We start from the raw sequence: 24,276 nt of genomic DNA, 5'->3' as shown, positions 1-24,276 counted from the left end.
CGAGACAATTTGCCGAGATGGGTAGCGAATGACGATCAAGCGTGTGCGCAAGGCGGTGTTCCCGGTGGCTGGTCTCGGTACGCGCTTTCTGCCTGCAACCAAGGCGATGCCCAAGGAGATGTTGACCGTCGTCGACAAGCCGCTGATCCAATATGCGGTCGAGGAAGCGCTGGCGGCGGGGATCGAGCAGATCATCTTCGTCACCGGCCGCGGCAAATCCGCGCTCGAGGATCATTTCGACATCTCCTACGAGCTCGAGGCGACGATGCGCGCGCGGGGCAAGTCGCTCGGCGCGATCGAGGGCATCCGGATGCCGCCGGGCTCGCCCGTCTATATCCGGCAGCAGGAGCCGCTCGGGCTCGGCCATGCGGTATGGTGCGCGCGCCATATCGTCGGCGACGAGCCGTTCGCGGTGCTGCTGCCCGACGAGCTGATGGTCGGCACGCCGGGCTTCATGGCGCAGATGGTCGAGGCCTATGACCAGGTGGGCGGCAACGTCATCGGCGCGCTCGAGGTGGCGGCGTCGGAAACCGACAAATACGGCATCATCGCACCGGGCGAGCGGCGCGGCCGGCTGACCGAGGTGAAGGCCCTGATCGAGAAGCCGGCGGCGGGCGCGGCGCCGTCCAACCTGATGATCCCCGGGCGCTACATCCTCCAGCCCGAGGTGATGCGCATCCTCGACGGTCACGAGACGGGTGCGGGCGGCGAAATCCAGTTGACCGACGCGATGGCGCAGCTGATCGGCCGCCAGCCTTTCCACGGCTTCACCTTCGACGGCCGGCGCTTCGATTGTGGGGACAAGGCAGGCTATATCCACGCCAATCTGGCGCTGGCGCTGGCGCGCGACGATATCGGCCCCGACGTCCGCGCGTTCGCGCAGGCGCTGCTGGCCTAACTGCCACAGCCCGCGCAGCCGGGGTCCTTGGGCAGACGCAAGGTCCGGAAGCGGAGCGCGAGCAGGTCGACGAGCAGCAGCTTGCCCGCGGCTTCGTCGCCGAAGGGCGCGATCGCGCGCATCACCTCCAGCGCAGCGAGGCTGCCGAGGATGCCGGTAACGGGCCCAAGCACGCCGTCCTCGGCGCAGCTCGTCTCGGCGCGTTCGGGGGCCTCGCCGACGAAGCAGCGATAGCAGGGCAGGACGGCTTCCCAGCCGCGATAGACGCCCAATTGTCCCTCGAACTGCCCGACGGCCGCGGACACGAGCGGGATATGTGCGGCGAACGCCGCATCGGCGACCGCGAAGCGGGTGGCGAAATTGTCGCAGCCGTCGAGCACCACGTCGACACCGGCCAGCAGCGTGGCAGCATTGGCCGGGTCGATCCGCACCGCCACCGGCTCCACGGCGACATGCGGGTTGATCCGCCGGGCGGCGGCGGCGGCGGCCTCGACCTTGGCCGTGCCCGCGTCGTCGCTGACGAAGATCGTCTGGCGCTGAAGGTTGGAGGGCTCGACGCGGTCGTCGTCGATCAGCCGCAGATGGCCGACGCCGGCCGCGGCGAGATACTGGATCGCGGGCGAACCGATGCCGCCAGCGCCGACGATCGCCACGCGCGCCGCCTTCAGCCGGGTTTGCCCCGCGCCGCCGAATTCCTTCAGCACGATGTGGCGGGCGTAGCGATCGAGTTCGTCGTCGGAGAGCGGTGGCGTCATGGCCCCCATGTGAAGCTGAGCGTGGTGCGATACCAGCCCTCGCCGCCCGCGCTCCCCGTATCGATGTTGCTGCGCGCCATGCTGAGCAGGATGCCGGCGGCATATTGCTCGACCGTGGGGCAGCCGATCGCGCGGGGCACGATTCGCTTCACCTGCCCCGCGGGCGAGGCGAGCACGGCGAAATCGACCGTCAGCATCGTGCCCGTCCATGTGCAGCGCCCGGCCGCGATCTCGCTCGCGACATAGGCGGCGGCCTCGGGCGCCTGCGCGACGGGCCGGCGCAGCATGAGCGGCGGCAACCGGCTCCAGTCCTGCGGCGGCGCGAGCATGGCGGGGACGGGTGCCTGGGCCGCCGGCGCGGCCGACGCCTGCGGGAGCACCGCCTGGAGGGTCAGCAGGATCGCGGCGATGGTCATCGGCCGGTCGAGCCGAAGCCGCCGGCACCGCGCGCGGTGTCGTCCAGCGCGCCCACCTCGTCGACCGTCGCCGGGGTGACGATCGCCGGGACGAGCTGCGCGATCCGTTCGCCGCGCGTCACCACGAAGGGCTCGCTGCCGAGATTGGCGAGGATCACCTTCACCTCGCCGCGATAGTCGCTGTCGATCGTGCCGGGCGTGTTGAGGCAGGTGACGCCGTGCTTGAGCGCCATGCCGGAGCGGGGCCGCACCTGCACCTCATGACCCTCCGGAATGGCGATCGCGAATCCCGTCGCCACCGCCGCGCGTCCGCCGGGCGCGAGCGTCAGCGTCTCCGCGGCGACGATATCGAGCCCGGCGGCGCCCGACGTGGCATAGGCGGGCAGCGGCAGATCCGCGCCATGGGGCAGGCGCTGGAGGCGGAGGCGGATGGCTGTCATGAACGCTCCAGTTCGGTGGCGATCCGATCGACCAGTCGGGCAGCGACGGCGGACTTCGCCAGCCGCTCCCAGCTTTCGGTGCCCTGCCCGGTGACGAGATGTACGCTGTTGCTGTCGGTTCCGAAAACGTCGGACGAGACGTCGTTCGCGACGATCCAGTCGGCACCCTTGCGCACGCGCTTGGCGGCGGCATGCTCCAGCAGCGAGTCGGTTTCCGCCGCGAAGCCGATCACCAGCCGGGGCCGCTGCGCGCCGCGTGCCAGCCCGGCGAGGATGTCGGGGTTCTCGACCAGCGTCAGGGTAGGAGGGGCATCGCTCTTCTTCACCTTTCCCGCCGCGGGGGCGACGTGCCAGTCGGCGACCGCGGCGACCATCACCGCCATATCGGCGGGGAGCGCGGCATCCACCGCCGCCGCCATCTCGCGCGCGGTCTCGACGTCGATCCGCGTCACGCGGGCGGGGGTGGGCAGGGTCACCGGGCCGGCCACCAACGTGACGCGCGCGCCTGCCTCGGCCAGCGCGGCGGCGATCGCGAAGCCCTGTCGGCCCGACGAGCGGTTGGCGATGTAGCGGACGGGATCGATCGGCTCGTGGGTCGGCCCCGCGGTGACGAGCGCGTGCCGGCCGGCGAGGCGCCGGTCGGGCGCGAGCATCGCCGCGATCGTCTCGGCGATCCGAGTGGGTTCGGGCAGGCGCCCCGGGCCGAATTCGCCGCACGCCATCGCGCCCTCGTCGGGCTCCATCACGCGCACGCCGTCGCCGCGCAGGCGCGCGACGTTGCGGCGGGTGGCGGCATGAGTCCACATGCGTACATTCATCGCCGGCACCGCGAGCACGGGCTTGTCGGTGGCCAGCAGCAGCGTGGTTGCGAGATCGCCTGCCAAGCCGCCCGCCATCCGGGCGAGAAGATCGGCGGTGGCGGGGGCCACCACCACCAGATCGGCCTCGCGGCTGAGCTGGATATGACCCATCTCCGCCTCGTCCTTCAGATCCCAGAGGCTGGTATGGACCTGGTCCTCGCTCAGCGCCGCGAGACTCATCGGCGTGACGAAATGGCTGCCGCCCTCCGTCAGCACGCACCGCACCGCATGGCCGCTCCGCTTGAGCAGGCGGATCAGTTCGAGCGCCTTATAGGCCGCGATGCCACCACCGACGATCAGGAGGACGCGTTTCATGCCCGCATCTTAGCGCAAGACGCGCGTCACGGTAATCCGTCGCGTGTCGCCGGCCGCGGCGATCAGGTCGCGCATGCCATCGGGCACGAACGCCAACCCCACCAACAGCGTCGGCGCGACGAGCAAGCCCCAGTAGAAGGTGTCCGTCCGCCCGAAGATGCCGAGGATCGCGGCATAGGCGAGGAACAGCGCGAGCATCCGCGCCGCGAGCGGGTCGCGCCACGCCGCCCAGCCGAACAGCGCGAGCCCGACGAGCAGCGATCCGAGCCACAGGGGGGCAAGATCGAGCGCCGTCGCGATCGTCATCGTCTTCACGAAAAAGCCGAAGCCGAGCATGCCTGCCCAGCCAGGCGACGCCGGATCGAGCGGCCGAACCACCGCCGCCACGGCATGCGCGTGAAGCGCCAGCGCGACGCCTAGCACGGCGATCGCGCCGACCCATGCCGTCGCCTCGCGCCGATCGCCGCCGAGCCAGGCGAACGCCGCCATGATCGCGAGATACGGCGCCGCGGTCTCGCGGATCAGCACCGCGGCGAGCCCGAACGCGACCGCTTCGAGCCAGCGGCCGGGGCGCCACAGCGCCAGGCTGAGCGCGACGAGCAGCCCTGCCCAGATCTCGTGGAAATAGGCGAGATCGGCTTGAACGAACGCGACCATGCCGCCCGCGAGCAGCGCCATCGCCACGATCCGCGGCGGGGGCCGCGCGAAGGCAGGCTTCAGCCGCGCATACCAGGCGAGCATCACGCCCAGCGCCAGCCCATAGAGCAGGATCCTGACCGCCACGCGCGGCAGCAGCGAGAGCACCACGGCGAGCGTCGGCAGGCGGAAGGTGACGAACGGGCGCAGCGGATAATTGCCGATCCGCAGTGCGTCCGCAGCGACGGCATAATAATTGCCGCCATGGCGCACGCCGTCGACGATCGTCTCGTAGAGCACGACATCGGCCTGATCGTCGCCGCGCTTCGCCGGATCGTGGCTCGCCGCGGGCGGCCCCGGCGTGGCGAGCGCCAGCCATGTCGCCAGCAGCAGCAGAGCGAGCAGCGCGAGCCGGATCCGTGCCTGCGTGCGTGTGAGCGCGGCGAAGCGCGACGGGATCGCGAGCCAGAGGGGGCCGGAGGGACGGCGCACGCTTTGCCTTCGCGGCCTAGCGCAGCGCCGCGAAGGTGGCGATCACCCCGGCCGCGGCGCTCAGCGCGGCGAGCAGCGCATAGCGCCAGCCGCCGCCGATCCGCACCACCTGCACCTCGGCAAGCGGCAGATCGGGCGGCGCGCCGCCGGGCGCGGGATAGCGCGCCTCGATCCGGCGGACGAGTTCGGGCAGCCGGGCGATCGTGCGCAGATCGGTGACGATCCGGTCCGCCACCGCCGCCTCGGGGCCCAGCTCGCCGCGAATCCATTCGCGCACAAAGGGTTCGGCGGTCACCCACAGGTTGATGTCGGGATCGAGCCGGGTGGCCACGCCCTCGACCATCACCATCGTCTTCTGCAGCAGCAGCAGATGCGGCTGAGTCGCCATGTCGAATTCGCGCGTGATCGAGAACAGCCCGTCGAGCATCATCCCGATCGACATGTCCTTCACCGCCATGCCGCGCATCGGCTCGCCCACCGCGCGCAGCGCCGTGGCGAACTCGGCGACATTGTGGTGCGCGGGCACATAGCCCGCCTCGAAATGGATCTCCGCCACGCGTTTATAGTTGCCGGTGATGAGGCCGTAGAGGATCTCGGCCAGCCACACGCGTGCGCGCCGGTCGATCCGGCCCATGATCCCGAAATCGATCGCGGCGATCCGCCCTTGTCCGTTGGCGCCGGGCAGCGCGAACAGATTGCCCTGGTGCATGTCGGCGTGGAAGAATCCTTCCGCGATCGCCTGACGCAGAAAGGCGTGGACCAGCGTCTCGGCCAGCTTCGTCATGTCGTATCCGGCCGCGACCAGCGCATCGCGGTCCGACAGCTTGATGCCGTCGATCCATTCGAGCGTCATCACCTTGGCCGTGGTGCGCTGCCAGTCGATCGCGGGCACGACGAAATCGGGCTCTGCCGTCATCAGCTCGGCGAGTTCGGAGGCGGAGGATGCCTCGCGCATCAGGTTCAGCTCGCGCAAGGTCCAGCGCTTGAACGTCTCGATCACCAGGCGCGGTCGCAGGCGGCGCGCGTCGCCGCCCATCGCCTCCAGTTGCGCGGCGGCCCATTGGTAGGTGTCGATCGCGCGGGTGAAATCGGCTTCCACTCCGGGCCGCAGCACCTTGACCGCCACCTGCCGCCCGTCGGTGGTGACGGCGCGGTGGACCTGCGCGATCGAGGCGGCGCCGATCGGCTCCTCGTCGATCGTGGCGAACAGTTCGGCGGGGTCGCGGCCGAAGCTCGTGCGCATCGCCGCGTGGATCGTGGCATAGGGCACGGGCGGCAGCCGGTCCTGCAGGCGCAAGAGATCGTGCGCGGCATCCTCGCCTACCAGATCGGGCCGCGTCGCCAGCGTCTGGCCCAGCTTGATCGCGGCCGGGCCGATCGCCTGGAAGGCATCGGCGTAACGCGGCACCTTGGGCACGCGCGCACCGATCCGCGCGATCCGCGCCAGCCGCCGCACGCCGGCAGGCGCGTTCGGATCGCGCTCCAGTCCCAACAGCGCGCCGTGGCGCGCCAGCGTCCGGCCCCAGCGGAGCAGCCGCCAGCCATGAACGACCGACGACGTCATGCGAACGGGGCTCGGGTCAAATCTTCCAGCCGCTGTGGATCGCGACGAGGCCGCCGAGGATCGGCTCGACGCGCGTGTTCACGAAGCCGGCGTCGCGGATCATGCCTTCGAACTTCGGCATGTCGGGAAAGCGGCGGATCGATTCGATCAGGTAGCGATAGCTGTCTGCGTCGCGCGCGAGCAACTGGCCGAGCTTGGGCACCAGCTTGTGCGAATAGGCGTCATACACTTCGGCGAAGCCCGGCCACTGCGTCGTGGAAAATTCGAGGCAGAAGAAGCGGCCGCCGCGCTTCAGCACGCGGTGCGCCTCCTTCAGCGCCTTGGGGATGTCGGTCACGTTGCGGATGCCGAACGCGATCGTATAGGCGTCGAAGAACCGATCGGGAAAGGTGAGCACCTCGGCGTTCGCCTCGGTCCACACCAGGCTGCCGGCATTCTCGTCCGTACCGCGCTTCTGCGCGCGGGCCATGCCGACCTCGAGCATCGCCGGGTTGATGTCGGCGACGGTGATCGACGCGCCCGCCTCGGCCATGCGGAAGGCGATGTCGCCGGTGCCGCCCGCCATGTCGAGCATCTGCTCGCCCGCGCGCGGCTTCACGCGGCGGACGAACCGATCCTTCCACAGCCGGTGCATGCCGCCGGACATGGCATCGTTCATCAGGTCGTAGGAGGAGGCGACGCTGGTGAAGACGCCGCCCACGCGGGCGGTCTTCTCGGTCGCGGGGATGTCTTCGTAGCCGAAGGGGACGGTGTCGGTCATGCGGTGCGCTGTAGCCGCGCCTTGTGGCGCGGGCAAACGCAACCTAGCTGGCAGGGGTGCCCGAACTTCCCGAAGTCGAAACCACCGTTCGCGGCCTCGCCCCCGTTCTCGAGGGGCAGCGGCTGGTGCGAGTCGAGCCGCGCCGCGCGGATCTGCGCAAGGCGATCCCGGTCGATCTGCGCCAGCGGCTGACCGGCGCCGGCGTCACGCGGCTCCACCGCCGTGCCAAATACGGCCTGATCGACACTGATCGCGGCGACACGATGGTCTTCCATCTGGGCATGTCGGGGCGCTGGCGAGTCGATCCCGGCGCGCTGCTGCCGCACGATCATCTGGTGATCGAAACGGGGGCGGGGCGCTCGCTCGCGCTCAACGATCCGCGGCGGTTCGGCTTCATCGATCTGGTCGAGACCGACGCGCTGGATGCCTATCCGCCGTTCGCGGCGATGGGGTCCGAGCCGCTCGGGCCCGATTTCACCGCGGACCATCTTCATGCCCGGCTGCAGGGGCGCGCCGCGTCGATCAAGGCGATGCTGCTCGACCAGCGCGTCGTGGCGGGGCTCGGCAACATCTATGTGTGCGAGGCGCTGCACCTCGCCCGGATCGCGCCGTCGCGCGCCGCAGGGCGGATCGCCCTATTCCGGCTCGAGCGGCTGGTCGAGGCGGTGCGCGCGGTGCTGACGGCGGCGATCGCGGCGGGGGGCTCCAGCTTGCGCGACTATGTCCGCCCCGACGGCGAACTCGGCTATTTCTCGAAGCAATGGCGCGTCTATGGCCGCGAGGGCGAGGCGTGCGGCTGCGGCGCCACCGTCCAGCGGCGAGTCGAGAATGGCCGCTCCACCTTCTGGTGCCCCGCCTGCCAGCGTGGTTGACCCGGCGGGGTGGAATGGCTAAGAGCCGCACCTTCGAGAGGGCGTAGGAGCGATCCGGCGCCCCTTTTCATCATTCGAACACCCAGAGGACTTCATGGCGAACACGCCGCAGGCGAAAAAGCGTATCCGTCGCAACGAGCGTCGCGCGGAAGTGAACGGCAACCGCGTCGGCCGGATCCGCACCTTCGTGAAGAAGGTCGAGGCCGCGCTTGCATCGGGCGACAAGGCCGAAGCCGCGACCGCGCTGGCCGCGGTGCAGCCCGAGCTGATGCGTGGCGTCGCCAAGGGCGTGCTCCACAAGAACACCGCGAGCCGCAAGTTCGCCCGGCTGACCAAGGCGGTCACCGCGCTCGCCTGAGCCGCGTCAAGGCTGGTGACAGGATAGCCCGTCGGACCCCGGTCCGGCGGGCTTTTCGCTGTCCGTGAAACACTCTCCCGGGACAAAACGAGAAACCGAGGTTTTCCCGCGATTCGTGATGCCCGCCGCGCGCATGCGAATGGAAAAGCGAGTGAAACCAACGGCTTGTCAGATATCCGACGCGTTTCCTCGGCTCCGGCGCGTCAAGCCGGTTTATTTCCGAAATGTGACTTGATCGAACCCCCGACCCGCTCATAACTGCTGCTCCGCCGCAGCGCGTTCGCGCCGCGTCACAAGACTTAGGGGCAAGTCCGAAACGGTTGCGATGCAGCCGGCGGGGGGCTGTGTGTGATCGAGAAACCCGGACCGCGTGGCACCCCCGCGCGGCCGATGATGAGGTGTGCGTGGCCAACTGGCAGGGATCGGCAGCGGCGTTGAGCGAGACCCAGAAGGCCTGGGCTCGTGTGCGCGCCAACCTGCGCGAATCCGCCGGGGCGCGGGTCTATGAGCAATGGCTGAAGCCGATCGAGCTGATCGATGGCGGCGAGGCCGACATGATCCGCCTGGCGCTGCCCTCGGCCTTCGTCACCAACTGGGTGCGCAACCATTATGCGGACCGGCTGCTGCTCGAATTCCGGGCGATCCTGCCACAGATCCGCAGCGTATCGATCGAGACTCGAGTCGCGGGCCCGGCGCCGATCCGTCTCGCCATCCCCGACGACCTGCCCATGGCCGCATCGGCCCCGGCGCCGATGTCGATCCCCGAAGCGGCGGCCCGGCCCGTGGCCGAGCGCCCGCCGCTCGACTCGCGCTTCACCTTCGACCGGTTCGTGGTGGATGCCACCAACCATGTCGCGTTCAACGCCGCCAAGGCGCTGGCCGAGCCGGGCGCGCCGCGGTTCAGCCCGCTCTATCTCCATTCGGGCACGGGGCAGGGCAAGACCCACCTGATGCACGCGATCGGCCATGCGTTTCTCGCCAGCCACCCCGATGCGGTGGTGCTGTGCATGTCGGCCGAACGGTTCATGTTCGAATTCGTCTCGGCGATGCGTGCGCGCGACACGTTCGCGTTCAAGCAGCGGCTGCGCGGCGCGGACCTGCTGCTGATCGACGATCTCCAGTTCATCGCCGGCAAGGATTCGACGCAGGAGGAGTTCTTCCACACGATCAACGAGATCATGGGCGCGGGCAAGCGGCTGGTGATCTCCGCGGATCGCTGCCCGCAGGCGCTCGACGGGGTGGAGGCGCGGATCGTCGGCCGGATGGCGGCGGGCCTCGTCACCGACATCAAGCCGCCGGCGCTGCCGCTGCGCCGCGCGATCCTGACGCGCAAGCTCGTCGACATGCCGGGCGCCGCGGTTCCCGACGACGTGCTCGATCTGCTCGCAGGGCGGATCCACGCCAATATCCGCGAGCTCGAAGGCGCGCTCAACCGGGTGGTCGCCTATGCGCAGCTCACCGGCGACCGGATCGACCTGGATTTCGCGGTGGCGACGCTGGGCGACGTGCTGCGCGGGGCGCAGCGCCGGGTGACGATCGACGAGATCCAGAAGCTGGTATCGCAGCATTTCGAGCTGAAGCCGCTCGATCTGGTGTCGGCGCGGCGCGCGCGCGCGGTCGCCCGCCCGCGGCAGATCGCGATGTACCTGGCCAAGCGCCTCACCACGCGCTCGCTGCCCGAGATCGGCCGCAAGTTCGGCGGCCGCGACCATTCGACCGTGATCCACGCGGTGCGTCGCATCGAGGAGCTGCGCGAGCAGGACCGCGACGTGGACAGCGCCGTCCGCGTGCTGATGCGCGAACTCGAGGGCTGAGGCCCTCGGGCGCGGCTCAGGTCAGCAAGCCCATCGCGTCCTGCACCGCCCGAAGCGTCGGGGTGGCAAGCGCCCGCGCCTTCGCCGCGCCCTTGTCGAGAATGGCCTCGATCGCGCCGCGATCGTCGAGCAGGCGCACCATCTCGTCGCGGATCGGCCCCAGCGTCGCGACGGCGAGATCGGCCAGCGCGGGCTTGAACGCGCCGAACCCTTGCCCGGCGAACTGCTCCACCACCGCCTGCGGTGTCCGGTCGGCGAGTGCGGCGTAGATCGTCACCAGGTTGCGCGCCTCGGGCCGGTCGGCGAGCGCCTCCCAGCTGTCGGGCAACGCCTCGGGGTCGGTCTTCGCCTTGCGGAACTTGTCGGCGATGGTGTCATCGCTGTCGATCAGCTTCACCACCGATTGCTCGGACGGGTTGGACTTGGACATCTTGGAGGACGCATCGCGCAGCGACATGATGCGCGGCGCGGCGGCGCTCACCAGCGGCTCGGGCAGCGTGAACAGCCCGGTCGCATAGTCCGCGTTGAACTTCGTCGCGATATCGCGCGCCAGCTCCAGATGCTGTTTCTGGTCCTCGCCCACCGGCACATGCGTGGCGTTGTAGAGCAGCACGTCGGCCGCCATCAGCACCGGATAGTCGTAGAGCCCGATGCTCGCGCCCTCGCGGTTCTTGCCCGCCTTGTCCTTGAACTGCGTCATGCGGTTCAGCCAGCCGACGCGGGCGACGTTGTTGAGCAGCCAGGTGAGTTCGCTGTGCGCGGGCACGCGCGTCTGGTTGAACAGGATCGAGCGATCGGGATCGATCCCCGCCGCCACCAGCGTCGCGGTCATCTCGATCGTCTGCGCGCGCAGGTCGGCGGGCGCGATCCATTCGGTCAGGCCGTGAAGATCGGCGATGAAATACAGCGTCTCGCCGCCGGACGCCTGCACCTGGTCCTGCATCGCGACCCATTGTTTCACCGCACCCAGATAATTGCCGAGGTGGAGATTGCCGGTGGGCTTGATGCCCGAAACGACGCGCTGGGTCATGACGATCGGCTCTTGCGCTGGAGGAGGGTGTGGATGTCGCCGAGGCGGAACGCGCCCGTCGCCAGCGTCGCGATCGCATAGACGACGCCGCCGGTGGTGACGAGCACGAGCATCGCGCCCCAGCGTTCGATGCTGCGCCCGGTGACGAAGGGCTGGAACAGCGTATCGAGGAAATACATCGCCACGCCCATCAGCAGCGCGGCCACCAGCAGCCGCCACGCGCGCCGCACCAGCCGCGCATCGGGGGCGAAATGGCCGCGCGCGACGAGCGTGCGGTAGAGCAGGACGACGTTCACCGTGCTGGCGATCGCGGTCGCCAGCGGAGGACCCATATGCTTGAGCGGCACGATGAAGGCGAGGTTGAGCACCAGGTTCACCGCCATCGATGCCATCGCGTAGCGCACCGGCGTCCTGGTGTCCGAACGGGCATAATAGCCGGGCGTCAGGACCTTCACGAGAATGTAGGACGGCAGCCCGATCGAGAAGGCGGCGAGCGCCTGTGCGGTGTAGATGCCGTTCTGCGCGGTGAAATGGCCGTGCTGGAACAGCGCCGCGACAATCGGCCGGCCGCACACGATCAGCGCGACCGTGGCGGGCAGGGTGAGGAACAGCGCGAGCTCCATGCCGCGATTCTGCGTTTCCATCGCTTCGCGCTCCTCGCCCCGGCCGAGCTGGCGCGAGATGGTGGGCAGCAGCACGGTGCCGAGCCCGATGCCGATCAGTCCGAGGGGAAGCTGGTTCAGCCGGTCGGCATAATAGATGTACGACACCGATCCGTGCGCCAGGAACGCGGCGGTGAGCGCGGTCGAGATGACGAGGTTGATCTGCACCGCGCCTGCGCCCGCCGCCGCCGGCCAGATCAGCTTCAGCAGGTGGCGCACGTCCGCATCGAGCCGCGGCAGCCGCAGATGCAGCGTCACGCCCGCGCGCCTGCAGGCATACCAGAGCCAGAGGAGTTGGAGCATGCCCGAGACCGTCACTGCGATCGCCTGGTTGCGCGCGGTCAGCAGCGGCTCGCCATGGAACAGCAGCAGCGCGGCGATCAGCGTGGCGTTGAGCAGGATCGGCGCCGCCGCCGCGATCCAGAAGCGGTGGAGCGAATTGAGGATGCCGCCCAGCAGCGAGACGAGGCTGATGAGCAGCAGATAGGGAAAGGTGATCCGCGACAGCCCGACCGCAAAGGCGAATTGGTCGTGGCCCACATGGTTGAAGCCGCCGGTCAGCGCCCAGGTGACGGGCCAGGCGGCGAGTTCCATCACGACCGTCATCAGGATCAGGACGGGCAGCAGCACCGACAGCGCGCGTTCCGCGAACGAGATGCCGTCGACAAGGCCGTTGCCCGCCGGGTCACCCACCTTGCGGTTGAAGAGCGGGATGAACGCCGCCGAGAACGCGCCTTCCGCAAACAGCGCGCGGAACATGTTGGGGAGGCGAAACGCGATCTGGAACGCGTCCGAGGCGAAATTCGCGCCCATGTAGCGCGCGAACAGCGAATCGCGGACGAGCCCCAGCACGCGGCTGGCGAGCGTCAGCCCGCCGACCGATCCGAGCGCGCGGTTGAGGTTCATCGGGCCGTCCGCGCGCGTCCGTTCAGGCCTGGCCGAAACCGGCGACGTTGGGCTGCGCGCCCTCGGACTGCTGGACGTAGAGCTGGGCGAAATCGATCGGCTCGAGCAGCAGCGGCGGGAAGCCGCCGTCGCGCACGCAATCGGCGAGCACGCGGCGCGCGAACGGGAACAGCAGGCGCGGCGCCTCGCCGAGCAGGAAGGGCTGGACATGCTCGGCCGGGATGTTGCGCAGCCCGAACAGCCCCGCATAGGACAGATCGACGATGAACGCGACCTGGCCCTCGCCCTCGGCGCGCACCTCGATCTTCAGCGTCACCTCGTGCACCTCCTCGCCCACCTGCGCGGCGGCGATGTTGAACTGCACGTCGATCCCCGGTGCGGTCTGGCTCTGGTAGATGGCGGGTGCGTTCGGATTCTCGAACGACAGGTCCTTCACATACTGCGAGATCAGGCCGGCGGCCGGGCCGGTGTCCTCGCCATTGGCGAAGGGCTGGTCCACCACGTTCATGCCGGTGTTCTGGTCGTCCATCGCATCGAGTCCTTGGGTGATCGGGTGGAGGGAACGAAGCGGCATCGTCGCGCGTCCGGTTCCCGTTGGATGATCTGGCGCGTAGCAGCGCGCCGGGGACGTTTCAACGGCAAGCCGATTGCGCGATCGCGCTGGCGCTGGGCCAACGGGTTTGAATAGCGGCGCCGTTTCGCCTATATCGGTATGCAAGATCGGAGGCACGGTGTTCTTTGTAGTCCTTCTCGCGATGGTGGCGGGGTTCCTGGCGCTTCGCCTCTATGGCGTGCTCGGCAAGCGTACCGGCCATGAGCAGCAGCCGCTGCCGCGTGCCGCCGAGGATCGCGGTGTCGCGATCGCGGTGCCGCGCACCGTCGACATGGTGCCCGAGGCGCGCGAACCCGCCAACCGCAACATCGACCCCAGGGCCGAAGCCGGCCTGCGTGCGATCGTCGCGGGCGAGCCCGGCTTCGACGTCGCCCAGTTTCTCGGCGGCGCGCAGGCCGCGTACCGCATGGTGCTCGAAGCGTTCTGGAAGGGCGACGACGCGGCGCTCGCCGAACTCGCCCAGCCCGATGTTCGCGCGGCCTTTGCCGATGCGATCGCGGCGCGCGAGGCGGCGGGTGAAGTGCTCGACAACCGGCTCGTCACGATCGAGCGCGCGATGATCGTCGATGCGGGCGTTTCGGGCCGCGAAGCGCGGATCACGGTGCGCTTCGATGCCGACATCGCCGCGGTGACTCGCGATGCGGACGGCGTGCTGCTGGCCGGGTCGCTGACCGACGCGGTCGCCACGCATGATCTGTGGACCTTCGCGCGGACGCTCAAGAGCAGCGATCCGAACTGGAAGCTCGCCGACACCGATGAGGCCTGAGGCCGTGCGGCCTGTGCGGATCGTGGCGGCCACGGCGATGGCGCTCGCGCTCGCCGCGTGCGGTGGCCGGATCGTCCCGCCCTCCACCGATTCCCGCACCGTCGCGCGCTCGCCGCGGCTCCCCTATCGTACCGGGGGCGAACGCGCGGGCACGCCCGTCGCGCGCGCGCCGATCGTTCCGTCGACCCCCATGACCGCGACGCCCGTCGTTCCCGTCGCGGGCGCCGGCACCGCGTTTGCGGCGGGGGTCGTCGCCGGGCCACCCGTGGCGTCGCTGCCGATCGACGAGCGCCAGGCCGCAGGAACGGTGACAGCCTTCGCATTATCCTGCCCCGGGCTGATGCGCCGAACGGATGCGTCGGGCCTGACGCGTGGCGCGGACTGGCAGGGTGCCTGCGCGGCCGCCGCCGCGGTCCAGCCGGGCGGTGCGCGGGCGTTTCTCGCGCAATGGTTCGAGACGGTGCAGGTTGGTGACGGCCGTGCCTTCGCGACTGGCTATTACGAGCCCGAGATCGCCGCGTCGCGCGATCGGCGCCAGGGGTATGACGTGCCGATCTATGGCCGGCCGGACGATCTGGTCGATGTCGATCTCGGCCAGTTCGCCGCCGATCTGAAGGGCCGCAAGATCCGCGGCCGCGTCGATCGCACCAATTTCGTGCCCTATTATGATCGCAGCCAGATCGAGCGCGGCGCGCTGGACGGGCGCGCGCCGGTGATCGCCTGGGGCGCGGATCCCGCTGCGGTGTTCTTCCTCCAGATCCAGGGCTCGGGCCGGTTGCGGCTGCCCGACGGCGCGATCCTGCGGGTCGGCTATGCCACGCAGAACGGGCGCGATTATACCGGCATCGGATCGCTGATGAAGGCGCGCGGGCTGCTCGGCCCGGGGCAGTCGTCGATGCAGGGGATCGTCGCCTGGCTCCATGCCCACCCGACCGAGGGCGCGGCGCTGATGGACGAGAATCGCAGCTTCGTCTTCTTCCGCCAGATCGACGGCGCGCCGCAGGGTGCGCTCGGCTATGCGGTGACGGGGGGCGTCAGCGCGGCGGCGGATCCCAAATTCGTGCCGCTCGGCGCGCCGGTCTATCTCTCGCTCGACCGCGCGGACGCGACGGGCCTGTGGGTCGCGCAGGATACCGGCGGCGCGATCAAGGGCGCGAACCGCTTCGACACTTTCTGGGGTGCGGGCGCGCAGGCCGAGGCGATCGCGGGCGGCATGGCCGGGCGCGGCACCGCGTTCTTGCTGCTGCCGATCGGCACCTTGGCCCGCGCGAGCGGCGGCTATCCGGGAGGGTCGGCGGGTGCGCCCGCTCCACGCTGACGAGGCGCAGCTCTGGGCGCGCGTGATGGCGAGCGTCCGTCCGCTCCGCCCGGCCGCGCCGACGCCCGCACCTGTCGTGGCCACGTCGGCAAAGCCCGAAAAGCCGCCCAAGGCCAAGGCCATCCGCACCCCCGTGGTGCCCGCGCCGCCGCCGCTCGCCAAGGCGCCACCGCGCGCGCCGCGCCCCGGCGTCACGCTCGACGGCGGCTGGGACAAAAGGCTGACCAAGGGCGCGGTGGTGCCCGATACCGCGATCGACCTTCACGGCCATACGCTCGCCTCGGCGCACGCGTTGCTCGATGCGGGGCTCGATCGCGCGATCGGCAATGGCGACCGCGTGCTGCTGCTCGTCACCGGCAAGCCGCCGCGGCCCGAAAGCGAACGCCCGCATGCGCGCGGCGCGATCCGCGCGGCGGTGCAGGATTGGCTGATGGCGTCGCGCCATGCCGGGCGGATCGCGGCGGTGCGCGGCGCGCATCCGCGGCATGGCGGGCAGGGCGCGCTCTACATCATCCTGCGGCGGTCGCGCGGCGGATGATGCCTTCGTAGATATCGGCGAGCGCGCGCAGGTCGGCGATCGCCACTGCCTCGTCCACCTTGTGCATCGTCGCGTTGACCAGCCCGAACTCCACCGTAGGGCACAGCTTCGATAGGAAGCGCGCGTCCGACGTGCCGCCGGTGGTGGACAGTTCGGGCGTGATCCCGGTGCGTTCGGCGATCGCCTCGGCGACGATCGTGGACAGCATGCCCGGCGCAGTCAGGAACGCCTCGCCCGACACCCGGCCGGTGACGACCGCGTCGGGCGCGTATTGCAGCGCGAGTTCGCGAATCCGCGTCACCAGCGCCTCGCCCGACTGTTCGTCGTTGAAGCGGATGCTGATCCGCGCCGAGCCGCGCGCCGGGATGACGTTGTGCGCCGGATTGCCCACGGTGATGTCGGTGATCTCGATATTGGACGGCTGGAACCAGCCATTGCCCGAATCGAGCACCAGCGCATCGATCGCGGCGAGCAGCGCCACCAGCCGGGGAATCGGGTTGTCGGCGAGCAGCGGATAGGCGACATGGCCCTGCCGGCCCGTCACGGCGATCGTGATGTTCGCCGATCCGCGCCGCCCGATCTTGATCGTGTCGCCCAGCTTGTGCGCCGAGGTCGGTTCGCCGACGAGGCACAGGGCAGGCGCGATCCCGCGCGCGGCCATGCGTTCGATCAGCACCGGCGTGCCAAAAGTTGCGGGCCCTTCCTCGTCGCCGGTGACGATCAGGCCGAGCGTGCCCGCGTCGCTCCGCGCGGCGGCGGCCACGAACGCCGCCACCGCGCCCTTCATGTCCACCGCGCCGCGGCCATAGAGCAGGTCGCCGCGGATCGTGCCGTCGGCCACGCTCCAGCCCTCGCCCGGCGGCACCACGTCGAGATGCCCGGCAAAGGCGAGATGCGGCCCGGCGCCCGCCCGCACCGCCAGCAGATTCTCGACCGGGCCATCGGGCGCGTCGCCGGTTACGAACCGGTCGACCGCAAAGCCGATGGGCCGCAGCGCCCCCTCCAATAGGTCGAACACCGCCCCCCGCGCCGGCGTGACGCTCTCGGCCCGCAGCAGTGCCTGGGCCAGCGACAGGGGATCGGTTATCGAGGCGGTATCCGTCATGGGAGGTGGCATTGCCCAAGCTCGATCTGGACACAATCCCGCAGACCACCGCGACCGGCTATCCGGCGGAATATGCAGCCCCCGTGGCGGGGCGCCATTATCGCCGGCTCGCGCCCGTGGCGGGGCTGACGCAGATGGGCGCGAGCCATGTCGTGCTGGAGCCCGGCGCCTGGTCGTCGCTGCGCCACTGGCACGACGGCGAGGACGAGATGGTGGTGATGCTGGCAGGCGAGGCGCTGCTGGTGGACGATGACGGCGAGCATGCGATGCGCGCGGGCGACGTCGCGGCCTTCCCCGCGGGCAGCCCCAACGGCCATCATCTGCGCAACACTGGCACCGGACCCTGCGTCTTCGTCGCGATCGGGGCGGGGCCGGCCAGGGGCGGCGGCTACTCCGATATCGACCTGATCTTCACCGCCGACGGCCGCTATTGCCACAAGGACGGCCGCGATTACGGCACGACGCGGGTCTGAGGCGGATCACTCCGCCGCGGGCTGCTCATAGCGCGCGATCACCCATTCCTCCTCCTGCGCGCCGGCGATCCAATCCTGCATGAAGCGGTGCTGGAGCACGGCATCCATATAGGGCGCGGCGAACCGTGCGATCGGCAGGCCATAGGTGACGATGCGCGTTACCACGGGCGCGAACATGATGTCCGCCGCGCCGAACGCGCCGAACAGGAACGCCCCGTCGCCGCCGAACCGCGCGCGCGCCTGCGCCCACAATTCCATGATCCGCTGGAGCTCGGCCAGCACATCGGCATCGGGCGCGGCGGGCGCGAAGACCTGGCGCACGTTCATGCTGTGCTTGCGGCGCAGATTGGGGAAGCTCGAATGCATCTCGGCGGCCATCGATCGCGCCATCGCGCGCGCGGGTTCGTCCGCGGGCCAGAACCGGTCGCGCCCCACCTTGTCCGCCAGGTAATCGACGATGGCGAGGCTGTCCCACACCACCGCATCGCCGTCCCACAGGATCGGCACCTTGCCCGACGACGGCGCGAACTCGTCGCCCGCGCGGCGTTTCTCCCAGTCGGCGTCGTACATCGGCACGACGACCTCTTCGAACGGCAGCCCCGATTGCTTGCACGCGAGCCAGCCGCGCAGCGACCAGGAGGAATAGGCCTTGTTGCCGATGATGAGCTTCATGGGCGGCAGGCGTAGCGGGGCGCGCGGGCCGCCGCAACGCATCAACGCATCAACGCAGCTTGGCGATCGACAGTCCGTCCGCCTTGGCGCGGTCCTTCACCGATTCCTCGCTGCGCGTCATCGCCTTGGCGATCGCCTTCAGCGCCATGCCCTTCTTAGCGAGCAGGTGCAGCTTCTGGATCTCGTCCTGGGTCCAGGGCTGGCGGTGCCGCTCGAAGCCTTCCTTGGCCATGTCAGAACATCCTCATTGCGGCGTGGCGCCATGGCTCGCGAGCCAGGCCGAGAAGAGCGTGGGCCATTGCGCTGCCGGCAACGCCGGATCGGCATGGAGGCCGAAGCCGTGACCGCCCCGCTCGAACAGATGCGCCTCCACCGGCACGCGCGCCGCGCGGGCGGCGGCCAGCAGCGCGATGCCGTTGTCCGGCGCCACGGTGCCGTCGTCGAGCGCCTGCGCCACGAACAGCGGCGGTGCGGCCGGGGTGATCCGCGCGTCGATCTCGTAGCGCGCGCGGGTCGCCGCGTCGGCGGTGCGGCCGAGCAGGTTGCGATAGGATCCGGTTTGCGGATCACGGCCGATGGTGACGACGGGATAGATCAGCCCGGCGAAGGCAGGCCGGGCCGAATGCGAATCGGCGGCGTCCACCGGCTTGTAGACGCGGTCGTCATGGCCGACGATGAGCGATCCGGCGAGATGCCCGCCGGCCGAGAAGCCGATCGTGCCGAGCCGGCGCGCGTCGATGCCGTAGCGCGCGGCGTTCGCCCGGATCAGCCGCATCGCCCGCTGCGCATCCTGGAGCGGCACGTCGGCAGGGTCCGCCCATCCTTCCTGCGGCAGGCGATAGCCGAGGACGAAGCCGGTGATCCCCTCGCGCGCGAATCGCTCCGCGATCTGCGTGCCCTCGTTCTGGATCGAGACGAAGCCATAGCCGCCGCCGGGCAGGATCAGCATGGCGCGGCCGTCGGGGCGGGTGGGGCGGAAGACGCCGACGATCGGATCGGCGATGCCGCGCAGCCAGAGCTGGCGATGGCCCGGCCGCCCCTCCGCGCTGTCATGCGGCACGGGCGGTTCGGCGGGGGCGCCGGGCGGGCGGCCGGGCCAGAGGCGGAACGATTCGCGCGGCGGCCAGATCGCGTGATCGCGCGCATCGGCAGGAGATTCCTGTGCGGCGCCGGCCGCCGCGGTGGCGGCGACGCCCAGGCCGATTGCGCTTCCGAGGACGGTACGGCGGTCGATCGGCATGCGTTGGTCCTCGGCTTGGGTCACGCCGCCATCCTAGGCGCGGCGGAACCCCCCGTCATCCCCGGCGGCGGGAATGACGGGGCGCGTCTCGGCCTCAGGCGAACATCTTGCCCCAGGCGCGCTTGGCACGGTCCTTCCAATGGCCGCGGTGATAGGCGTCGCTGGCGAGGAGCGGCATCACCGACCCGGCTTCGGCGAAGACCATCTGCTCGATGCCGGTGTTCACCTTGCCCCACGAGGCCGCTTCCTGCAGCGTCGAGGACGAGCAGGCGCCATCGCGCACGTCGGCGACGGTGATTTGCACGGCGTATTTGTGCACCTGCACGTCGTCATGGCCGAGGATCTCGGCGCAGACCACGGTGTCCTGGATGAAGTTCTTCGGCACGCCGCCGCCGATCATCAGCAGGCCGGTGGTGCCCGCCTTGATCTTGATATCGGTCAGCTCGCGGAAATCGGCGATCGCGTCGAGCACCATGTACGGCTTGCCCTCCTTCGCGCGATCGACCTGGTGCTTGACCAAGCCGAAGCCCGCCGAGCTGTCGACAAAGGCGGGGCAGAAGATCGGCACGTCATGCTCATAGGCGAGCTTGACGAGGCTGTTTTCCTTCTTGCCGTTCTCGACCAGATATTTGCCCATCTCGCGGATGAACGCGCGGCTCGAATAGGGGCGGGGCTCCAGGCTGTTCGCGATCTCGTAGATCGTGTGGTCGCAATCCTGGAGCTGCTCTTCGTCGATATAGGTGTCGTAGATCCGGTCGATCAGCAGCGAGCGCAGCGTGTCGTCGTCGGGCACCTCGAGCGCCTGATAGTGTTTGTGACCCAGGCCCTCGAAGAAATCCATGTCGACGATCGAGGCGCCGGTGGCGACGATGCCGTCGACCATGTTGTTGCGCAGCAGCTCGGCATAGAGATCCATGCAGCCGCCAGCACTCGTCGAGCCGGCGATGACGAGGAAGATCGTGCAGTCGGGATCCGCCAGCATCTGGTTGTAGATCTCGGTCGCGCGGCCGAGATCGCGGCTGGTGAAGCTCATCTTCTTCATCGCGTCCACGATCGGACGCGCATCGAAGCTGGTGATGTCGATATGCTCGACCGTGGTCGAGAGCAGATCCGCCTTGCGGGTGTCGTTGATGGTGTCGGTCATTTGCAGAAGGTCTCCATGGCCGTCGACCCCGCCGCGGCGGGATCAGGCCGTCCGCGCGGTGGTCCGGCGAAAGATAGCGTCATCCCCGCCGTTTGCGGGGATGACGGCTAGGTAGCGGATGTTACAGCTTGACGACGTTCGCCGCGATCCGGGGCAGCTCGCCCTCGTACAGCGACACCATCGGCTCGTCGTCCACGATCACCGTCTCGGCCGCGCCGAAGCCGTTGAACGCGGTACGCATCGCCGATCCATAGGCGCCGAGCATCCCGATCTCGATATAATCGCCCGCCTGGGTGTCGGCGGGGAGCAGGAACGGGCCGGCCATATGGTCCATGTCGTCGCAGGTGGGGCCATAGAAGCTGAACTCCACGTCGCGCGCCCGGCTGTCCGGCTCGCGCAGCAGCGTGACCGGAAAGCGCCAGCCGATATGCGCGGCGTCGAACAGCGCGCCATAGGCGCCGTCGTTGATGTAGAGTTCGGTCCCGCGGCGCTTTTCCACGCGCACGACGAGCGAGCTGTATTCCGCGCATAGCGCGCGGCCCGGCTCGCACCACAGCTCGGACGAATAGCTGACGGGCAGCGATTCGAACGCGCGATGGATGGCGTCGAAATAGCGCTCCAGCGGCGGGGGCTCCATGCCGGGATAGCTCGACGGAAAGCCGCCGCCGACGTCGATCACGTCCACCGTCACCGCCGCGTCGACGATCGCCGCACGGACGCGCTCCAGCGCGTTGGTATAGGCCTCGGGCGTCATCGCCTGCGATCCGACATGGAAGCAGATGCCGAGCGCATCCGCCGCCTGGCGGGCCGCGAACAGCAGCGCGCGGGTCTCGCCCGGCGCCGCGCCGAACTTGGAGGCAAGACTGAGCTTCGAATGTTCCGACGACACGCGAAGACGGACGCACAAAGTCAGGTCCGCCGCGGCCTTCGTCGCGCGGACGATCTTCTCCAGCTCTTCCATGCTGTCGAGGCTGAACGTCCTCACGCCGTAATCCGCATAGGCCTGGGCAATGGCTTCCTCGGCCTTCACCGGGTGCATGAAGCACAAGGTGGCCTCGGGCAGCGTCTCGGCCACCAGTCGGACCTCGGCGAGCGAGGCCACGTCGTAATGCGTGATTCCGCTATCCCACAGGATGCGGAGAAGGTCGGGCGACGGATTCGCCTTGACCGCATACATCGAACGACCCGGGAACTTCTCCGCGAAGAACCGGGCCGCACGCGCAGCGGCATGCGGACGAACGAGCGTCACCGGATCGACCGGTGCAAGTCTAGCGATATCGATGCCGCGAGCGGCGGTCGAATGGGTGGTCGCTAACCCCAACGCGCGATGATGCTTGTGCAACTCAAGGGACCTCCAAGTGGCTTGCGCCGAACGGTGAAAAGCTGCCTTGCGGTTGGAAGTCCCATGGGGCAGCGGAGGTGCGATTTAGGGTCGCATGCCCCCCCTGTAAAGTGGTTGTGCGCGATGGGAGATGAAATGTGACGATTGTGCGACAAGCGACCCGCGCCGGCGTCCGCGACGCCGCGGCCAAAATCGCCGCGATCCTGCCGCCGACGCCGCTTTTCGTGTTGCCGATCAAGGGGATAGCCGTCGCGTTCAAGGCCGAGTCGCTCCAGCCGATCGGTGCATTCAAGATCCGCGGCGCCTGGCACCGGCTGACCGCGCTGGACGATGCGGCGCGCGCGCGCGGCCTCGTCGCCTTCTCCAGCGGCAATCATGCGCAGGGCGTGGCGTGGGCGGCGAGGCGGCTCGGCATTGCCGCCACGATCGTGATGCCCAGCGACGCACCGCGCAGCAAGCGCGAGGCGACATTGGCGCTGGGCGCCGAGGTGGTGGATTACGACCGCGCGACCGAGAGCCGCGAGGCGATCGCCGGCGCCCTCGCCGCGGCCAGGGGCGCCACCTTGGTGCCGAGCTTCGACGATGCCTGGATCATCGAGGGGCAGGGCTCGGCCGGGATCGAGGCGGCGGCGCAGATGGCGGCGCTCGGGCTGGGTTCGCCAACGCGCGTGATGGTGCCGTGCGGCGGCGGCGGGCTGGCCGCGGGGTTGGCGCTGGCGCTCCCCGATTCGGCGATCACCGTGGTGGAACCGGAAGGCTGGGACGACATGCGCCGCTCGCTCGAAGCGGGCTGGATCGAGCCGGTCAGCGCCAACCCGCCGCCCACCGCGTGCGATTCGCTCCAGACGCTGCGCGTGTCGTCGCTGACCTTCGACGTGCTGTCGCGCCGCGGTGCGCAAGGGTTGGCGGTGAGCGAGGACGAGACCGCGGCGGCGCAGCGCTGGGCGGCGGAAAGGCTGCGGCTGGTGGTGGAGCCCGGCGGCGCGGTGGCGTTGGCGGCGCTGCTTGCGGGCAAGCTGGCGGTGGAGCCCGGCATGCTCGTCATCCTGTCGGGCGGCAACGTCGATGTGGCGGGCTATGCGCGCGCGATGGCGGGTGGTGCGGGATGACCGGACGGCGCGGGTGAAGCCGCAGGCTCGACACCCTGCAACACCCATGCCCGCCCGGCCTGCGGCGTGTGGGTCACCCGCGCATAGGGTTGGGTGAACAGCCGCCGGACCTGCATCTTGACGAGCGAGTCGCCGGTGACGATCGCCAGCGCTGCGGCCTTCGGCATCGTCGCCATATGCTCGCCGATCGCGCGGATCACGTCCTGCGGCTGGATGGGGCAATCCGTCACGTCGATCACCATCACATAGCGGCGCAGCCGGTGGGCGACGAATTGCCGTTTCAGTTCATCGACATAGGTCGCCACTTCGACGGCCGTCATCAGGCCGCCCAGCTTCACCTCGATCATCGCCGAACGCACGTCGACGCCGATTTCGTACACGCTTCACCCTTGCCCATGATTGCCGCCGTCAGCCAGCGCAGGGCACGCGTGTGGCGTCAACCATGGGCGTGCGCTTCGCCCTACCTAGGTTATCCCACGGCGATTTAGTCGGACTTTATCGTGCCGAGCGGCTCAGCGGATCGGGCTGTCCGGCGCCAGGCGCATGTCGAGATAGGTGTCCACGCTGTTCATGAGCTGCGGCATTTCATGCTCGAAGAAGTGGTTTGCCTTCGGGATGACGTCGTGGTGAATCGTGATGTGGCGCTGGGTGCGCAGCTTGTCGACCAGCTTCTGCGTGGCGCCGGGTGTCACCACCTCGTCGGCCTCGCCCTGGATGATGATCCCGGAGGAGGGGCAGGGCGCGAGGAAGGTAAAGTCGAACATATTCGCGGGCGGGGCGATCGAGATGAAGCCGCGAATCTCCGGCCGGCGCATGAGGAGCTGCATCCCGATCCACGCGCCGAAGCCGAAGCCGGCCACCCAGGTGGTCTGCGCCTCGGGGTGGAAGCTCTGCACCCAGTCGAGCGCCGAGGCCGCGTCCGACAGTTCGCCGACGCCATTGTCGAACACGCCCTGGCTCTTGCCGACGCCGCGGAAGTTGAAACGCAGCGTCGCGAAACCGCGGCGCTGGAACGTCTTGTAGAGTTCCTGAACGATCCGGTTGTTCATCGTGCCGCCCGACGAGGGGTGCGGATGGAGGATCATCGCAACCGGCGCGCGCGGGCGCGGGGCGGGGGCAAAACGGCCTTCGAGACGGCCTTCGGGGCCGGGAAAGATGACTTCGGGCATGCAATACTC

The 24,276-nt window shown here is 69.4% G+C and carries 27 protein-coding genes; 9 read left to right on the top strand and 18 right to left on the bottom strand.

Going from position 1 to position 24,276, the window contains the following annotated elements; translation table 11 throughout:
- The first annotated feature begins 28 nt into the window (after positions 1-28).
- The gene (gene galU / locus OXQ95_RS07155) at positions 29-898 is read left to right on the top strand and encodes a UTP--glucose-1-phosphate uridylyltransferase GalU (protein ID WP_267380976.1); all 870 of its coding nucleotides are present in this window, start codon (positions 29-31) and stop codon (positions 896-898) included.
- On the opposite strand, the gene moeB is transcribed toward galU, so the two are convergent.
- The 7 genes from moeB to OXQ95_RS07120 are packed head-to-tail and all read right to left on the bottom strand — an operon-like array spanning position 895 to position 7,136.
- Positions 895-1,653, bottom strand: a complete 759-nt coding sequence (gene moeB, locus OXQ95_RS07150; protein WP_267380975.1) for a molybdopterin-synthase adenylyltransferase MoeB — start codon at positions 1,651-1,653, stop codon at positions 895-897. The two genes, galU and moeB, sit on opposite strands and share 4 nt — an antisense overlap.
- Entirely contained in the window at positions 1,650-2,069 is a 420-nt protein-coding gene (locus tag OXQ95_RS07145) for a hypothetical protein (RefSeq protein WP_267380974.1), read from the bottom strand. The genes moeB and OXQ95_RS07145 overlap by 4 nt, the downstream gene beginning before the upstream one ends.
- Positions 2,066-2,509 (bottom strand): dUTP diphosphatase, encoded by a 444-nt coding sequence (gene dut, locus OXQ95_RS07140; protein WP_267380973.1) that lies wholly within the window; start codon positions 2,507-2,509, stop codon positions 2,066-2,068. The genes OXQ95_RS07145 and dut overlap by 4 nt, the downstream gene beginning before the upstream one ends.
- Entirely contained in the window at positions 2,506-3,684 is a 1,179-nt protein-coding gene (gene coaBC / locus OXQ95_RS07135; protein WP_267380972.1) for a bifunctional phosphopantothenoylcysteine decarboxylase/phosphopantothenate--cysteine ligase CoaBC, read from the bottom strand. The genes dut and coaBC overlap by 4 nt, the downstream gene beginning before the upstream one ends.
- A gap of 9 nt (positions 3,685-3,693) precedes the next feature.
- Positions 3,694-4,812, bottom strand: coding sequence for a hypothetical protein (locus OXQ95_RS07130; protein ID WP_267380971.1), 1,119 nt, complete (start codon positions 4,810-4,812; stop codon positions 3,694-3,696).
- A 16-nt stretch (positions 4,813-4,828) separates the two neighbouring features.
- Complete coding sequence (gene ubiB / locus OXQ95_RS07125; RefSeq protein WP_267380970.1) at positions 4,829-6,376, bottom strand: 2-polyprenylphenol 6-hydroxylase; 1,548 nt, start codon at positions 6,374-6,376, stop codon at positions 4,829-4,831.
- Between the two features lie 16 nt (positions 6,377-6,392).
- Positions 6,393-7,136 carry a class I SAM-dependent methyltransferase gene (locus OXQ95_RS07120; protein ID WP_267380969.1) on the bottom strand — a complete coding sequence of 248 codons (744 nt, stop codon included), beginning with the start codon at positions 7,134-7,136 and terminating at the stop codon, positions 6,393-6,395.
- 56 nt (positions 7,137-7,192) lie between these two features.
- Between OXQ95_RS07120 and mutM the strand changes: the two genes are divergently transcribed.
- From mutM to dnaA, 3 genes are all read left to right on the top strand, one after another.
- Positions 7,193-8,008 carry a bifunctional DNA-formamidopyrimidine glycosylase/DNA-(apurinic or apyrimidinic site) lyase gene (mutM, locus tag OXQ95_RS07115; protein ID WP_267380968.1) on the top strand — a complete coding sequence of 272 codons (816 nt, stop codon included), beginning with the start codon at positions 7,193-7,195 and terminating at the stop codon, positions 8,006-8,008.
- 94 nt (positions 8,009-8,102) lie between these two features.
- On the top strand, positions 8,103-8,366 hold the full coding sequence (rpsT, locus tag OXQ95_RS07110; RefSeq protein WP_242097008.1) for a 30S ribosomal protein S20: 264 nt from the start codon (positions 8,103-8,105) through the stop codon (positions 8,364-8,366).
- A 404-nt stretch (positions 8,367-8,770) separates the two neighbouring features.
- Positions 8,771-10,180, top strand: coding sequence for a chromosomal replication initiator protein DnaA (gene dnaA / locus OXQ95_RS07105; RefSeq protein WP_267380967.1), 1,410 nt, complete (start codon positions 8,771-8,773; stop codon positions 10,178-10,180).
- A 16-nt stretch (positions 10,181-10,196) separates the two neighbouring features.
- On the opposite strand, the gene trpS is transcribed toward dnaA, so the two are convergent.
- From trpS to secB, 3 genes are read right to left on the bottom strand one after another with little or no spacing between them, the layout of a single operon-like run.
- A complete protein-coding gene (gene trpS / locus OXQ95_RS07100) occupies positions 10,197-11,210 on the bottom strand; it encodes a tryptophan--tRNA ligase (RefSeq protein ID WP_267380966.1) in 1,014 nt (337 codons plus the stop codon).
- Positions 11,207-12,778 carry a murein biosynthesis integral membrane protein MurJ gene (gene murJ, locus OXQ95_RS07095; protein ID WP_267380965.1) on the bottom strand — a complete coding sequence of 524 codons (1,572 nt, stop codon included), beginning with the start codon at positions 12,776-12,778 and terminating at the stop codon, positions 11,207-11,209. The genes trpS and murJ overlap by 4 nt, the downstream gene beginning before the upstream one ends.
- 22 nt (positions 12,779-12,800) lie before the next feature.
- Entirely contained in the window at positions 12,801-13,307 is a 507-nt protein-coding gene (secB, locus tag OXQ95_RS07090; protein ID WP_242097072.1) for a protein-export chaperone SecB, read from the bottom strand.
- A gap of 202 nt (positions 13,308-13,509) precedes the next feature.
- On the opposite strand from secB, the gene OXQ95_RS07085 reads away from it, so the two are divergent.
- The 3 genes from OXQ95_RS07085 (at position 13,510) to OXQ95_RS07075 (ending at position 16,013) form a co-directional block, all read left to right on the top strand.
- Positions 13,510-14,157, top strand: coding sequence for a Tim44/TimA family putative adaptor protein (locus OXQ95_RS07085; RefSeq protein WP_267380964.1), 648 nt, complete (start codon positions 13,510-13,512; stop codon positions 14,155-14,157).
- A gap of 190 nt (positions 14,158-14,347) precedes the next feature.
- Positions 14,348-15,475 (top strand): murein transglycosylase A, encoded by a 1,128-nt coding sequence (locus OXQ95_RS07080; protein WP_267381112.1) that lies wholly within the window; start codon positions 14,348-14,350, stop codon positions 15,473-15,475.
- 25 nt (positions 15,476-15,500) lie between these two features.
- The gene (locus tag OXQ95_RS07075) at positions 15,501-16,013 is read left to right on the top strand and encodes a Smr/MutS family protein (RefSeq protein WP_267381111.1); all 513 of its coding nucleotides are present in this window, start codon (positions 15,501-15,503) and stop codon (positions 16,011-16,013) included.
- On the opposite strand, the gene dapE is transcribed toward OXQ95_RS07075, so the two are convergent.
- Positions 15,985-17,118 (bottom strand): succinyl-diaminopimelate desuccinylase, encoded by a 1,134-nt coding sequence (gene dapE / locus OXQ95_RS07070; protein ID WP_267380963.1) that lies wholly within the window; start codon positions 17,116-17,118, stop codon positions 15,985-15,987. The two genes, OXQ95_RS07075 and dapE, sit on opposite strands and share 29 nt — an antisense overlap.
- Positions 17,119-17,129: 11 nt before the next feature.
- Between dapE and OXQ95_RS07065 the strand changes: the two genes are divergently transcribed.
- Positions 17,130-17,591: a cupin domain-containing protein gene (locus OXQ95_RS07065; protein ID WP_242097014.1), complete on the top strand. Its 462-nt coding sequence runs from the start codon at positions 17,130-17,132 to the stop codon at positions 17,589-17,591.
- Positions 17,592-17,597: 6 nt separating this feature from the next.
- Here OXQ95_RS07065 and OXQ95_RS07060 read toward each other — a convergent pair whose 3' ends face one another.
- From OXQ95_RS07060 to OXQ95_RS07040, 5 genes are all read right to left on the bottom strand, one after another.
- Positions 17,598-18,263: a glutathione S-transferase family protein gene (locus OXQ95_RS07060; RefSeq protein WP_267380962.1), complete on the bottom strand. Its 666-nt coding sequence runs from the start codon at positions 18,261-18,263 to the stop codon at positions 17,598-17,600.
- A 49-nt stretch (positions 18,264-18,312) separates the two neighbouring features.
- Positions 18,313-18,495: an SANT/Myb-like DNA-binding domain-containing protein gene (locus tag OXQ95_RS07055; protein ID WP_242097016.1), complete on the bottom strand. Its 183-nt coding sequence runs from the start codon at positions 18,493-18,495 to the stop codon at positions 18,313-18,315.
- A gap of 12 nt (positions 18,496-18,507) precedes the next feature.
- Positions 18,508-19,527, bottom strand: a complete 1,020-nt coding sequence (locus OXQ95_RS07050; RefSeq protein ID WP_267380961.1) for an alpha/beta hydrolase — start codon at positions 19,525-19,527, stop codon at positions 18,508-18,510.
- Positions 19,528-19,597: 70 nt separating this feature from the next.
- A complete protein-coding gene (locus OXQ95_RS07045; protein WP_267380960.1) occupies positions 19,598-20,647 on the bottom strand; it encodes a deoxyhypusine synthase in 1,050 nt (349 codons plus the stop codon).
- Positions 20,648-20,768: 121 nt separating this feature from the next.
- Entirely contained in the window at positions 20,769-21,989 is a 1,221-nt protein-coding gene (locus tag OXQ95_RS07040; protein ID WP_242097019.1) for a type III PLP-dependent enzyme, read from the bottom strand.
- A 137-nt stretch (positions 21,990-22,126) separates the two neighbouring features.
- Between OXQ95_RS07040 and OXQ95_RS07035 the strand changes: the two genes are divergently transcribed.
- On the top strand, positions 22,127-23,098 hold the full coding sequence (locus OXQ95_RS07035) for a pyridoxal-phosphate dependent enzyme (protein ID WP_267380959.1): 972 nt from the start codon (positions 22,127-22,129) through the stop codon (positions 23,096-23,098).
- Here OXQ95_RS07035 and OXQ95_RS07030 read toward each other — a convergent pair.
- The gene (locus OXQ95_RS07030) at positions 23,065-23,478 is read right to left on the bottom strand and encodes a hypothetical protein (RefSeq protein ID WP_267380958.1); all 414 of its coding nucleotides are present in this window, start codon (positions 23,476-23,478) and stop codon (positions 23,065-23,067) included. The genes OXQ95_RS07035 and OXQ95_RS07030 overlap by 34 nt on opposite strands.
- Before the next feature lie 132 nt (positions 23,479-23,610).
- Positions 23,611-24,267 carry an alpha/beta hydrolase gene (locus tag OXQ95_RS07025; RefSeq protein ID WP_267380957.1) on the bottom strand — a complete coding sequence of 219 codons (657 nt, stop codon included), beginning with the start codon at positions 24,265-24,267 and terminating at the stop codon, positions 23,611-23,613.
- Positions 24,268-24,276 lie beyond the last annotated feature (9 nt).

The organism is Sphingomonas sp. GC_Shp_6 (assembly GCF_026540835.1).
In the GTDB taxonomy this organism is placed as follows: Bacteria; Pseudomonadota; Alphaproteobacteria; order Sphingomonadales; family Sphingomonadaceae; genus Sphingomonas.
This window is presented reverse-complemented; position numbering and strand designations above follow the sequence as displayed.